The organism is Candidatus Nitrohelix vancouverensis, from assembly GCA_015698305.1.
GTDB lineage: Bacteria > Nitrospinota > Nitrospinia > Nitrospinales > VA-1 > Nitrohelix > Nitrohelix vancouverensis.
Genome location: CP048620.1, coordinates 2,445,558 through 2,458,450 on the forward strand (window position 1 = coordinate 2,445,558; position 12,893 = coordinate 2,458,450).

A 12,893-nucleotide genomic window follows, 5' to 3' on the forward strand; every position below is an offset into this window, starting at 1 on the left:
GCACGCAAACACCCACCCCCTGTTCCTGCCAGTTTCGATGGATAGTAAAGTTCAAATCAGTCAGGCCGCTGGCGCGGTTGGCGGAATGACTCTCATTTCCAGAATCTTTGGTTTTTTGAGAGACACCATCATCGCCATGGTATTTGGTTCGTCCATGGCGGCGGATGCATTTTTCGTCGCTTTTCGCCTGCCCAATATGCAACGCCGGTTGCTTGGAGAAGGCGCGGTTTCCGCCGCGTTCATACCGGTCTTTGCCGAGACCCTCGGGGAAAAAGGCAAGGAAGAAGGCTGGTCCCTTGCGAACTCCCTGCTCAATATACTCTGCCTGCTCCTATTGATCATGGTGGCTGGCATGATGGTTTTCGCTCCCTGGATCATCATGGGATTTGCTCCGGGCTTTCTGGATCAGCCCGAAAAATATACGCTGACTGTTGAGCTGACCCGCTGGATGGCTCCCTATCTACTGTTCATTGGCCTTGCCGCATTGTTGATGGGCATCCTGAACACTTTCAAGGTTTTCGCAATTCCCGCTTCGGCGCCCATCCTGCTTAATGTTTCGATGATCCTCTCGGTTCTCTTCCTGTCGCCTCAGTTGGAAGAGCCGATCTGGGGACTTGCGGTTGGCGTCTTGATCGGAGGAGCGGTTCAGTTTCTGATTCAGGTTCCGGCGGTGATTAAAAAAGGCTATGTCTGGAAACCGCAAATGCAATGGAAGCGGCCGGAGATCGTTCGCATTGGAAAACTGATGATCCCGGTGATTTTGGGACTGGCGGTTTACGAAATCAATATACTGGTCGATACCATCCTGGCTTCGCTACTGCCGGGTGGCTCCATTTCCTATTTGTATTATGGCAACCGTCTGGTGCAACTGCCGCTGGGAGTCTTCGGCGTGGCTTTGGGCGTCGCCATACTGCCCCTTCTATCTGAACAGGCGGCTCAAAAAGATTTTCAAAAACTGACCTCGACGCTGGCTTTCGGAATCCGCCTCATCCTGTTCGTCACGGTTCCGGCGACCGTGGGTCTAGCGGTTCTGCGCTTCCCCATCGTCAACACCCTGTGGGAACGCGGGGAGTTTACGCTGTTGAGTACCCAGGGAACCGCATCCGCCCTGCTCTTTTACTCGGTAGGCCTGTGCGCCTTCGCCGGGATCAAGGTGATCGCTCCCGCCTTCTATTCGCTTCAGGACACGCGCACCCCGGCGAAAATAGCCGCTTATTCTCTTGTCTTGAATATCCTATTGAACCTGATTTTGATGGGGCCACTGGGGCATGGCGGCCTCGCGCTGGCAACCTCTTTGTCGGCAATTTTCAATGTCGGCTGTTTGATATTCTGCATCCGCAAAAAACTGGGTTTGATGGGTGGGAGAAAAATTGCCGTTTCTTCTGCTAAACTGGCGGTGTCCTCATTCCTCATGGGAATCGCAGTATTTGCCATTAATGACGCCTTCTTTGACCCGTCGGCAAATTTGAGCTATAAAATTCTGGTTTTGTTTGGTGAAATAGCTGTAGGCGTTGGCGTGTTTCTTGCCTCGTCGCGTTTGTTCAAAAATCAGGAATTGGATTTTATTGCAGGATTGATTCGCTCGGATAACAGAAACCATGCGAGACGAAACATTCCTGAATAAATTTATTAATCAGAAGAAGCTGACATCCCATTGAAAGGTTTTGCATGATTGCATGTCTGGATTTAGAAGGCGTACTGGTTCCCGAAGTGTGGGTGAAATTTGCGGAAAAAACCGGAATTGAAGAATTGAAACTGACGACCCGCGATATCCCCGTGTATGACGATCTTATGGCCGGTCGCCTTGAGATTCTGAAGAAACACAATTTGAAACTGGACGATATTCAAAATGTCATTCGCGATATTGAACCCTTGCCCGGAGCAAAAGATTTTCTAGATTGGTTGAAGACAGAATTTCAGGTGGTCATTCTGTCCGACACCTTTTACCAGTTCGCCGGACCGCTGATGGCGCAGTTGAATTACCCGACCTTGTTCTGCCATGAATTGATTATCGACGATCAGGGCGCTGTTTCCGGTTATCAATTGCGCATCGAAGATGGAAAGACCAAGGCCGTTGCGGCGTTCCAATCCTTGAACTTCCAGGTGATTGCGGCGGGGGATTCTTATAATGACACAGGCATGCTGGGTCAGGCAGAGGCGGGAATTCTGTTTTGTCCGCCGGATAACGTGATCGCAGAATTTCCACAGTATCCAGTCACGCGCAATTATGAAGAATTCACGAAAACCTTTAAAGACAAAAAACGAGAAGTGTTAGCAATGAAACGCTAGGAAGAGTCTGAAGAGGAACGAAGTTAGAAGGATTCTTTCAGGTCAGGCAGACAGTCGTCGCAATATCCGTGGGACAGATCAAGATCGCTATTGGAGATCAGATAATCTTCAAAAGTGATCCAGGGACCTTTGCCCGGCCCCACATTCGAATCGTCGCGGATTTTTTTGCAGACGCAACAGATCGGGATGATTTTTTCGTAGAGCTTGATTTTTCTTTTGAGTTCGATTTTCTCAAAACAGTTTCGTACGCGGAGCAAAAGCTCCGTTCTCTGGCAAGGCTTGACGAGAAGATCCGCCGCGCCCAGCCGCATGGCTTCAATGGCCGTGTTCATCGTGCCGAATCCGGTGAGAAGAATCACAAAGGATTCGGGTTCTATCTGTTTAATTTCTCGTAGAAGGTCAACGCCGCTCATGCCCTCCATGACCAAGTCGGTGATGACCAGATTGTAGGGATTCGCCTTGAATTTATTGACGGCGATTTCCGCTGAAGCGGCGGTGTCCGTGTCATAATTGGCTTTTCTTAAATCGTAGCTGACACTTTTCAAAATCGATGGTTCGTCGTCAACGAGAAGGATGCTGCCCAATGCGCTTTTCTTTTCTTCAATTAAATCGCTTGTCATTGTCGCTCAATGCTACTGAAGTGACGAGGGACGTTAGATAAACGTCTCTCTAAAATAAAATCTGTTTTTCCAGAAAATTGTTTGTGAAACTATTATATTTGATTTTTACCACTCTGTGGTTATTTTTTCCCTATACGGTCTATTCGCAATCAGATCACCCTGAGTTTTCGGTTCGGAGTGAATCTGGCGGCCTCATAGGCTATTACCAAAACAGCGCGGCGCTGATCTTTGACCTGTGCTCAGCCTCATCGCAAAACAATAATTTATTCTTTGAGTCCGCCGATCCATTGCTGGGCGTCCAAAATCTGCTTGAGGCGAAAGGCTTCAAGGTGATACGCGCACAAGGCCGGGATAATTTGCAGACCGTGTTTCGGAAATTCTCAGTGAATTATGGCCAGTCTCCCGCAAGCCGACTCCTCTTCTATGCGGCCTGCTCCAGTCAGGACACGGGATTGGCGCATCATGCAGACATCTTCTTCAAGCAAAGCCAGACGCCTGCGATGCAGGATACCAGTAAGGCGAACGCCAAAAGCCTGATCGAGTGGAGTCAGACCCTGCGCTCGAGGCAGGTCTTGCTGGTTTTTGAACAGGCGATTGCTTATGACAGTTTCTCCGAAAAACAGGCGATTGCAAAATCCACAACGAGCGACAGCGGCTCCTGGGTTCGTCAGATCCTGACGAGCGCTCGTTTCGGTGCGAATAGCGAATCTGCGGATTTGTTTCGACGTTCCTTTATTCAGGGTTTGAGTGGAGATGCGGACAGAAACGCGGATCATGTCATAGGCGTCGGCGAGTTGAGCGCTTTCATACAATGGAGGGTCGCCAGAGACTCTCATTGGAAACAGGCGCCGCAATACGGCGAGCTCTCGAGAGAGGGAAAGACTGCGGGTGATTTCATGTTTCCTGATCGACCCACTTTGTTTCCGAGAACAACGGATCAGTCCGCTCCCCCTATTCTGCTGAACGGTTATCTCAAATTGACGAGCAATGCGGCAAATGCAGAGGTCTATATTAACGGACAATTTTACGGCAGGGTCGCCAAAGGACAGGTCTTTGTCAGCAACGTCCTGCCCTCAGGACTTTCCAAGTTGAAGGTGAAGGCTCCCGGTTTTGCCCTGCATGAAGAAATGATCGTGATCGACCGCAACGCCTGGAGCGAAATACATGTGGAATTGCGCCCCGCCCTTGAGGAACCGTCACAAGGCATTCGAGACTCCGAGGACGCGGTCGAAGATTTTGACAAGGAACGATTGCGCATTCGTGAAATCAGCCAGAGCGCATCCGCCCTGCATTCCGATAAAATTCTTGCGCTTCAGGAGTTCCTTGTTCTTTTTTCAGGAACGGGTCGCGATATGTACGACGAACAGCGTTTGCTCGCCAATCTGGAACTGGAGTGGGACTTTGCTCAAACCGAAGCGCTGGAGCGCCAGCTATTCAAGTCATCGCAACACAAATACGACGCCTGGCGACGCCTGGAGCTTGCATACAAGGGAAACCGTCTTATAAAAGACAACCCGCTTCTGGAAAAAATAGGTCAAAAAATTTTAAAGGTAAAAGAGGAATCGTGGTTTGGCCTTGAGGAAACTCCTCTCGAAACGCAGGCTCCTGTCGCTCCGAAAGCGGACTTGTCGGGCGCTTGCTGGTCTGAAGATCAAATGGCTTACCAGCCCTGCTCGTGAACGATTTATAGAACGATGAAAATCCGAAATTTGCACGACTGGGACCTTTCACCCAAGGAAGCGGTTGCTTTGCAAAGGCGATTGGCGGATCAAGTCCGGCTTTCAGGAGGCGGAAAAAGGCCGCGCCTTGTCGCGGGAGCGGATGTGAGCTTTACGCGCTATTCCAAAACCGGTTTTGCCGGTGTGGTGATTTTGCATTTCCCCAGCCTTGAAGTGGTCGAACGCCATGCCTTGCAAGGGGAGCTGACTTTCCCCTACATTCCGGGCCTGTTATCGTTCCGCGAGGCCCCATTACTGCTCCGATTGTTTGAAAGCATCAAAACGCGCCCCGACCTGATATTTCTGGACGGTCAGGGCATCGCTCACCCGCGTGGCCTGGGGCTTGCCTGTCATATTGGATTATTTCTGGACACGCCGACGATTGGTTGCGCTAAAACCCGTTTGACTGGATCACATGACCCCGTGGGCGAAAATAAAAACGATTCGGTTGAGCTATGGGATCAAGATCAGAAGAAAATGGGATATGTCCTGCGTTCGCGCAATCGCTGTAAACCGATCTTCATTTCTCCCGGACATCAGATCAGCGCGGAGAACTCCTTGAAATGGACGCTGGATTGCATTTCGAGCTATCGCATCCCTGAACCCACGCGCCAGGCCCATCTTTGGGTCAACGAGGAACGCAAACGGCTCAGTTGAATCCGTCGACCGGATGGACGATCAAGAGGCGAGCGGAGCCAGCGTAAACCAATTCGCTGTGATCGATAGCGAAACCCACCGCTTCCACTTCCTTCTCCATTTCGCCGGGCGCATAGCCTTTCCAGTGACCTTCCTGAATGCGTCTTTCAATTTGTTTCAGACCCAGTTTGTAAGTGAGCCTGTAAAGCATTCGGTTGATCCATTGGCGCGGCAGACTGTCCTTTTCGCGGGAGATGACAAGGCTGTCTTGAATGATAAGAGAAGCGTCGTAATCATCGGTTGGATTGACAAGGGCGAACACGCCGTCTTTTTTAAGAGATTGACGTATGTGATTGAGTAAAAGCCGTCGTCTATCGGGCGCATTGAGGGTGTAGAGAGAGAAATGAGCCAGTGCGACGTCGATAGCGTTTTCTTTAACAGGAGATTCAAGGCTCAGATCGGCTTGAAAGCCGAGAAACGATGGCGCCAGCCCTGCCCTCGCCGCTTTGGCGGAACAGCGTTCCAGCGCGGTCGCCAAAACGTCCGTGGCCAGAAGTTTTGTCCCTTTTCGCAGATGAGATTGCCCTTCATCGATCAACAGGCCCGAGCCGCAACCGACATCCAGCCAGACGCCATGTTCCCGACCCTGCAACAGTGTCAGGGCGCGAGCCATCGAAGCCCGATAGCTGTGCGGGGTCAGGAGATCGTAAAGAAAAGATTTAAAACCGAAGGACCAGTAATGCTTTATCCAGAGAGAGCGAATCGACATGCAAGATCAGGGGCGCAGGCAACGCGATTGCGAAGCGCCTTCGTAATCGGGTGGGCGTGAAAATTCAGGATGCGGCTTGAGGAAATCCGCATCGATCCAGAGCGGAGCTTACAATAGATGCGATGAGAATTTCAAAATTTTCTTCAAGCGTGAGCGAACTGTGGCATAGCGAATGGATGCGCAAGCTACGGCTTTTGATCGGATTCAGTCCGGGGATGCCATTGACCTCGATGACTTTGAGTCGACCGTCCTTATCTTCCTTCAAGTCAACGCGGACATGATCCAGACAGCCCAGCGCTTCCACCGAGCGATTGGCCAGTAGCGACGCTTGTTTGGCTTGAATCTCATTGGATGAGGCGGAGAGGACGATAGCGTCATTGCCTTTGAGGTCTTCCCGGATCACGGGGTATTGCTTGAATCGAGCCGGGTTGACATTGTTGACGACAGGAAATAATTGTCGAGAGTTTCCATTGCCGAGGACAGAGACCGTCCATTCTGTTCCCGGCAGGTATTCCTCGATTAAGGCCGGTTGATTGAAATTATCCTCGATGTATCGAGCGCGGGAAGTCATTTGGCCTGTGTTCTGCGAGACGCTGGCTTCTGTGATGCCCGCGCTCTCGGATTCAAACCTTGGTTTGACGAAGGCGGGAAAATCTTTCAGGGAATCGAGATCCGTTTCGTCGGATGAGACCTGCCAGGGTACGGGTATGCCAGCGTCCTCAAGAACTTTGTGCGTCGCCGCCTTGTCGATCATCGTTCTCATGCACTGGGCGGACGATCCGACAAAGGGAATGCCCACCTGTTCCATATAATCAGCCAGCCAGAGTTCGCCGCCGCCAATGCCAACTCGGGAAGCATCCTGATCCAGATGGTAGAGCGCGCTCCAGACAAGATCGAATGATTCTTTATGGATGGCTGAAAGGAACTCCTCATGGCTGGTGATGAACGCCACAGACGCTTCGAAACCTGATGCAATCAAGGCCTGGTGGATGCGATCCGTCGTGGCCATGTCTCCCCAACCTTGCGTTGGGCCGGCGGGTCCCGTTATGAGTAATATTTTCATTGTCCCGACTCCTGAAACTGTTCGAGTTCTGACAGCGGTTTAACAATTCGGATTAATTTTTGCTTGCCCAAACCCTCTACCAAAGGTTTAAGGACACCGACCTCTTCTTCCCAAAATCGATCGTCGTTGAAAACGTCGATAACCAAGGGGAGATGCCCGTCCTGCGACATCAAGATGCCGCCAGGCTGGATCAGCGGGTACAGGTGTTTGATACAGGTTTTGGTTGAAGATGCCAGGTCGACATCCAGATAAGCGAGAGCCACTTCTTCTTTGAAATGTGGAAGCGTGGATTCGAGCCAGCCGGGAATGAATTCGCAGGACTCCAGGTTTCCATAATGAGAAATATTGCGGGTGACTTCATCAAGGCTTCCTGAATACTCGCCCTGACTGAAAGTGACGGGTCTACCGTAGATATTGGTGGTGTGGTTCTCTTCGTGCTGAGGAATACCGCGAAACGAATCAAAGAGAAAAAGTTTGCGTCCCGTCAGTTTGGCGGCAAGGCTGAATTTGGCGGAACTCCCTCCCTTGTAGCAACCCGCCTCGACAAAAACTCCGGAAGCATTCCGGCTCGCGCTGAAAGCCGATCTCAGCAGAGACAGCATTTCCGACTGGGTGTGAGGGCAGTCCACTCGCGAACTGATGCGGTGGAATTTGTAAAGCAGATCGGCCTTCCCGGACAGTTTGAGCGGGATTTCGCGATCAGAGATGAAGCGCAGGGCGGAGGAGAACTCGCTCCACCGCCCCGGTCGCTGAATGTTATCGAAATAAACTGAGTTCATGAATCGCCTCGATTTTTGTAACCAGGATCGCTATCAAACCAGCGTTGGCGTTTCAACGCGCGGGCGTTGATTCGGATCGACTCGTGTTGTGCCCTCAAAATTGGATTTGAAATATTTGTAGCGGTAGACTTTTTCCTCCTCAGAAATCTGACCATCCATCTCGGCTGCTTTGGTTTCCGGTCGTGAGGAGTACATATGGCAAGCCATGGTATTGAATGTCGTGTCGCGACAATACTCGATGGTCTGCTCCAGTTCCTCTCGCGTTTCAGTGGGAAAACCGACGATGACGGCGGATGAAAGGATGATATCGGCGGAGGCTTCTCTGATTGCCTTGAAATTTTTCTTGAATTGTTCCATGTCGCAGGACCGACCCATCAAACGCAGAATTCGGTCGCTTGCCGATTGAATGGGTGAATGCAGGGATTCGATCTTGCCCTGCCGTGCAAGTTCTATAAGCTGATCGATGCATTTCGGGATGTACCAGGGGGAGATGTCTTCCAGCACCAGCTTGAATTGGGCATCGACCTTGAGGATTTCATCGAACAGATCGCCGAGGTTTTTACCGTAATCCATGCCGAACGACCCCGCGGCTTCGCCAATGAGATAGATGCGTTCGTGGCCGTCCATGATGCCCTTGTAAAACTGGTCCATGACGTCTTCAATTGTCTTGCTGACGCTGTCCCCTGCCTTCCAGATACTGCAGAAGGTGCAACGACTGGAGCATCCGTCCTGAATTTGAATGAAAAACCGATCCGAATTAGGCATGTGGTTGGTCGCTGGAATTTGCTCATAAGGAACTTTAGCGCTGATGAATTTATCAAAGACCTCGTAATTATCCATGTTGAAGGTCATGCCGCCGAATTCTTCTTTCATGCGTTCCGGGTTCATATTGGTGAGACAGCCGCCCATGATGATCTCGGCTGAGGGTTTTTTATTTTTCTTAATCATCTCGAGCGCTTTGAAATCTCCGTCTTCGATATCCTTGGTGAATCCGCAAGTTGTCAGAACGATCAGATCGGCATCCGGGTCGACATTCAGGTTCTGCAAGGGAAAAGCGTATTTATCCGTCGGGTCTATCCCATGATCGTCGCTGATGACTTCATAACCGTTGCTTTCAAAATAATTTCTCAGGCGCTGTACTTTCAATCCTTCACGATGGCAACTCTTTTCCACGATCTGTACTTTCTTCATGGCGACCCTCCGAGTGATTTATTGGATGCTGAATTTATAATTTCATAAATATGAACTGTTAATTTGGAATGCAGATATAGGGGTAATAGTATAAATATTATGGTATGTCAATATTTTATTTCAAAATAGATTGCAGGAGGGAGAAAGTAGCTGATAATACGAAATTAATTTTTTCCTTTAAAAAAGAGCTGGCGCTACATAAAATGATATCGAAGCAATCATTCCACAAAGGACATAGCAATGGCCAAGAAGCCTTTTATAAATAAATATGGATTTGTAGAGTATCCGTTTTTGCACGATCAACGGAAAATGGGAAACTGGTGGTTCTGGAATTTGCTCGACGACTATCTAAAACGGCGAGCGCGGCAGAAACATGGTCATGGTTACACCCGGGAACAAATGGAGGAGGACTTTAATTCTATTCTTGGGAATACAGTGTTGAAGTTTTTTGCGCTGGTACCGGTAGGGATGGGGATGGAATTCAAAATGATAGGATTTTACAAGACCCCTGAATTGACTCACCTGGAAGACCCGGTTCCGTTCATCACGGAAACCTATGGCGGCGGCAAGTTCAAGGTAAATATTTATCACGAAGGCACCTTTGCTGGCACCGAAAATTACAAGACGCACGGCGAACCGCACTGGGTGGAAATTGAAGACCCCATGCCTTATTAGGGCGAAATTTCAGAGACTATTTGCGCGGCGGCGCGAGCCGGAAAATCTCCAATAGCTTGCAGGGCGCTACGCTACTAAAGGGTTTCGTCGGGGTTGATGGGTTTTTGTATGGTGGGAATACTGAATCTCAAACTACTGGGCGCTTGCGATGAATCTTTGCCCAGGGCTTTCTTTTCGTCTTTTTCAAAACCAATATAGATTTTTCCGCCTTTGGTTCTCACTGGATAGATAGTGATTTTCAACTCCGGGTTCTGGTGGCTGGAGCCGTCCTTCAGATCGAAGCGCCATTCATGGTTCGGGCAGATGACGATGCACTCTTCAATGCGGCCTTCGCCAAGCGGCGCGCCGCGATGTGGACATTTGTTGTCGATTGCATAATACTTGCCTTTGTAGTTGAACAAGGCAATCTCAAGCTCTCCGGCGCGAATAATCGCTGACTTGCCAATCGGCAAATCCTCTTCTTCCATTACTTTTACGTATCGAGCCATGGTCTGTTAATTTGAAACCTCAGAAATGGGTAATGATTAAAAGGGTCCGTGAGACCGGTTGATAATTGTCCAGGAATCAAGCGTCGCTTTTTTGATCGGTTTCTTCATCCGCATCGATCGGATCGTCTTCGCCTTGATAGTATTCAAATTCGCAATTGGAATAAATATAATTCATGGCTTTTTGACCGCGTAATTTTGAACTGGTCTGCTGGAGCGTTTCCTGGTTTGCCATCATTCGTTTTCTCACGTCCTCGACTTTTTGCTTCGTCTCTTCAGCCAGCTTTTGATACTCCAAATCCATATCTTCCTTGGTGATATGCAGTTTCTCCTTGTTCGCGATTTCTTCCAGGATCATATAACCTTTTGAGTTGAAGGTCGCCCTCTCGCGCCATTCCTTTTTTGCATTTTCAGGATCGAAACCGGAATCTTCAAGACTCATTCCCGATTGTTGAATCTGATACTTCATGCCTTCCAGCATGTATTTGAGTTCGGTTTCAATCATGGATTCAGGCGGAACCGCGTCGTGCTTCTTCACAATGATATTGAAGATTTTTTCTTTGACGCGAATTTCCTCGCGTTGTTCTCCATAAGCCTGCATTTCCGTCTTAACCTTTCGTTTCAGATCATCTACGCTTTTGCATCCCTCTTTTTTTGCGAGTTTATCATCGAGGGCCATGGGAACCAGTTTTTTGACTTCCTTGATATTGACCTTGAACACCGCCAGGTCGCGCGAGTCCTCCCCTTCTGCGCCGGGAACAGGCATGCTGACGCGGCGGATTTTATTATTCCATTGTTGAGGGAGTGGAACCTTGACCTCGAAGGATTCTCCCAATGCATGTCCGAGCAATTGGTCTTCAAAGCCCGCGATCATTTTCTTTTCGCCGACGCGAATATGGTAATCCTTTGCGGAGCCTTCCTCCAAAGGTTCGCCGTCCATGAAGCCTTCAAAGTCGAGGGTGAGAAAATCGCCGTGTTGTACCTTGTGGTCGTCGTCATGGTGTTCCAGATAACCGTGGTGATTGCATAAAATCTGCAAGCCCTCTTCCAGTTGTTCGTCGGTGACGATGATTTCTTTTTTACGGAGTTTCATTCCCTTGTAGTCGATCAAATCTATCTTGGCGCGCACATCGACGATGACCGAAAATTTCAAAGGCTCGTCTTTCTTGATGTCCGCCAGCTCGGAATGGTCGATCTCCGGCGCGCCGCTCGGCGTCAGTCCAGTTTCTTCCAAGGCCCGTTCATAATGTTCCTGCATGAGTTCCTGAAACATTTCCGTGAGCGATTGCAGAGGCACCTGTTGCTCAAGCACTTTTTGCGGAATCTTACCAGGTCGGAATCCGGGCATCTTCAATTGTCGGTTGAGGACTTTGTAGGCGTCGTCCACCCTTTGGGAAAGAACGTCTTCGGGAATCACGATTTTTAATTTGCGCTTCATCCCTTCCAGTTTTTCGACTTCGACCTGCATGGAATCTCCTTTATCTAGCCTTCAGGCGTGCTGTTCTTCGGCGGCGCCGAATTTTTCGTTGATGATAAGATCGACTTCTTTTTTTAATTGAACCAGAATGTCGTCGTAGGAATACGAACCGAGCGATTCCGGTCCTTTTTTCAGGTTGACCCGCGTCGGCCCGCACCAAAGTCCCAGATCGGCGTCGTCGGTTTCTCCGGGGCCATTGACCCGGCAACCCATGACCGCGATCGTCAACTTATAACGCTCGGCATACTCCGTCATTTTGCGAACTTCATGAGCCAGTTCAACGAAGCGGTCGTTTTCAACGCGCGAACAACTGGGACAGGCGATGATGTTCAGTTTTTCTGTGAAATTGGGAGGAACACTACGGAATCGCCCCTGACGAATATCGTTCAATATCTCATGACCAACGGAGATTTCCTGTCCCTTGTCCTCGTTGGGAAGGGTGAGGGAAACGCGGATGGTGTCGCCTATTCCCTGCGAGATCAATTGCTCGAACGCAATGCAGGTTTTGATGATGCCCTCGGGCGGCAGTCCGGCTTCGGTCACGCCAAGATGCAGGGGAACGTCGGGTCGCAATTCAGAAAATCTGCGGTTGGCGGTGATGACTTTTTGCGCGTCTGAATCTTTCAGGGAAACGCAGTAATTCACGAAACCAAGATCGTCCATCATCGTGCAATGATCCAATGCGCTCTGCACCATGGCTTCAATGGAATCATCGGGAAAACGCGCCTGATAGTCTGGGTCGACCGAGCCGCAATTCACGCCGATGCGAATGGCGCAGTCATTGTCGACTGCCGTTTTGACGATGAAGGCAACTTTCTCCTGAATGCTTTTGTCTTTCTCAAGATGGTAGAGGTGCCCGGGGTTGTAACGGATTTTATCCACATAAGGAGCGACGATGGGAGCCAGTTTGTAGTTCTCCTGCAGATCGACGGAAAGCACCGGATCGGGAAACTGCGCGCGCAGGATTTTTAAGGCTTCAACATCCTGCTCGTTATCGACGGCGATGCGAATGACGTCCGCTCCTGCCGCTTGCAGAACTTCGATCTGGCGCGCGGTGGCCTTGAGATCCTTGGTCTGGGTCGCCGCCATGCTCTGCACTGCGATGGGAGAATCTCCGCCGATGGTCAGGCGTCCAATTTTAATTTTTCGGGTATTCTTTGACATTATCTGAATTTGAATTGAGAGGTAGAC

13 protein-coding genes are annotated in these 12,893 nt (G+C 49.9%); 5 read left to right on the forward strand and 8 right to left on the reverse strand.

Features of this window, described 5'->3' with window-relative positions:
* Positions 1 to 37: 37 nt before the first annotated feature.
* Together murJ and thrH are read left to right on the forward strand one after the other, a co-directional pair.
* Positions 38 to 1,624 carry a murein biosynthesis integral membrane protein MurJ gene (gene murJ, locus G3M78_11360; GenBank protein ID QPJ65958.1) on the forward strand — a complete coding sequence of 529 codons (1,587 nt, stop codon included), beginning with the start codon at positions 38 to 40 and terminating at the stop codon, positions 1,622 to 1,624.
* 44 nt (positions 1,625 to 1,668) lie between these two features.
* A complete protein-coding gene (thrH, locus tag G3M78_11365; GenBank protein ID QPJ65959.1) occupies positions 1,669 to 2,289 on the forward strand; it encodes a bifunctional phosphoserine phosphatase/homoserine phosphotransferase ThrH in 621 nt (206 codons plus the stop codon).
* A 23-nt stretch (positions 2,290 to 2,312) separates the two neighbouring features.
* Here the strand turns inward: thrH and G3M78_11370 are convergent, their stop codons facing one another.
* A complete protein-coding gene (locus G3M78_11370; GenBank protein QPJ65960.1) occupies positions 2,313 to 2,909 on the reverse strand; it encodes a response regulator in 597 nt (198 codons plus the stop codon).
* A gap of 83 nt (positions 2,910 to 2,992) precedes the next feature.
* On the opposite strand from G3M78_11370, the gene G3M78_11375 reads away from it, so the two are divergent.
* Both G3M78_11375 and nfi read left to right on the forward strand, forming a co-directional pair.
* A complete protein-coding gene (locus G3M78_11375; protein ID QPJ65961.1) occupies positions 2,993 to 4,588 on the forward strand; it encodes a PEGA domain-containing protein in 1,596 nt (531 codons plus the stop codon).
* 15 nt (positions 4,589 to 4,603) lie between these two features.
* Positions 4,604 to 5,284 carry a deoxyribonuclease V gene (nfi, locus tag G3M78_11380; protein QPJ65962.1) on the forward strand — a complete coding sequence of 227 codons (681 nt, stop codon included), beginning with the start codon at positions 4,604 to 4,606 and terminating at the stop codon, positions 5,282 to 5,284.
* Here the strand turns inward: nfi and G3M78_11385 are convergent.
* From G3M78_11385 to G3M78_11400, 4 genes are all read right to left on the reverse strand, one after another.
* A complete protein-coding gene (locus G3M78_11385) occupies positions 5,277 to 6,032 on the reverse strand; it encodes a class I SAM-dependent methyltransferase (GenBank protein ID QPJ65963.1) in 756 nt (251 codons plus the stop codon). The genes nfi and G3M78_11385 overlap by 8 nt on opposite strands.
* A gap of 64 nt (positions 6,033 to 6,096) precedes the next feature.
* Positions 6,097 to 7,095: an ATP-grasp domain-containing protein gene (locus tag G3M78_11390; protein QPJ65964.1), complete on the reverse strand. Its 999-nt coding sequence runs from the start codon at positions 7,093 to 7,095 to the stop codon at positions 6,097 to 6,099.
* Positions 7,092 to 7,874, reverse strand: a complete 783-nt coding sequence (locus tag G3M78_11395; protein QPJ65965.1) for a methyltransferase — start codon at positions 7,872 to 7,874, stop codon at positions 7,092 to 7,094. Before G3M78_11395 ends, G3M78_11390 begins: the two co-directional genes overlap by 4 nt.
* Before the next feature lie 33 nt (positions 7,875 to 7,907).
* The gene (locus tag G3M78_11400; protein ID QPJ65966.1) at positions 7,908 to 9,065 is read right to left on the reverse strand and encodes a radical SAM protein; all 1,158 of its coding nucleotides are present in this window, start codon (positions 9,063 to 9,065) and stop codon (positions 7,908 to 7,910) included.
* Positions 9,066 to 9,305: 240 nt separating this feature from the next.
* On the opposite strand from G3M78_11400, the gene G3M78_11405 reads away from it, so the two are divergent.
* On the forward strand, positions 9,306 to 9,740 hold the full coding sequence (locus G3M78_11405; protein ID QPJ65967.1) for a hypothetical protein: 435 nt from the start codon (positions 9,306 to 9,308) through the stop codon (positions 9,738 to 9,740).
* A gap of 74 nt (positions 9,741 to 9,814) precedes the next feature.
* Here G3M78_11405 and G3M78_11410 read toward each other — a convergent pair whose 3' ends face one another.
* The 3 genes from G3M78_11410 to ispG form a co-directional block, all read right to left on the reverse strand.
* Positions 9,815 to 10,207, reverse strand: coding sequence for a Rieske 2Fe-2S domain-containing protein (locus G3M78_11410; protein ID QPJ66840.1), 393 nt, complete (start codon positions 10,205 to 10,207; stop codon positions 9,815 to 9,817).
* 97 nt (positions 10,208 to 10,304) lie between these two features.
* Positions 10,305 to 11,693, reverse strand: a complete 1,389-nt coding sequence (gene tig / locus G3M78_11415; GenBank protein ID QPJ65968.1) for a trigger factor — start codon at positions 11,691 to 11,693, stop codon at positions 10,305 to 10,307.
* Between the two features lie 21 nt (positions 11,694 to 11,714).
* Complete coding sequence (gene ispG, locus G3M78_11420; protein ID QPJ65969.1) at positions 11,715 to 12,866, reverse strand: (E)-4-hydroxy-3-methylbut-2-enyl-diphosphate synthase; 1,152 nt, start codon at positions 12,864 to 12,866, stop codon at positions 11,715 to 11,717.
* Positions 12,867 to 12,893 lie beyond the last annotated feature (27 nt).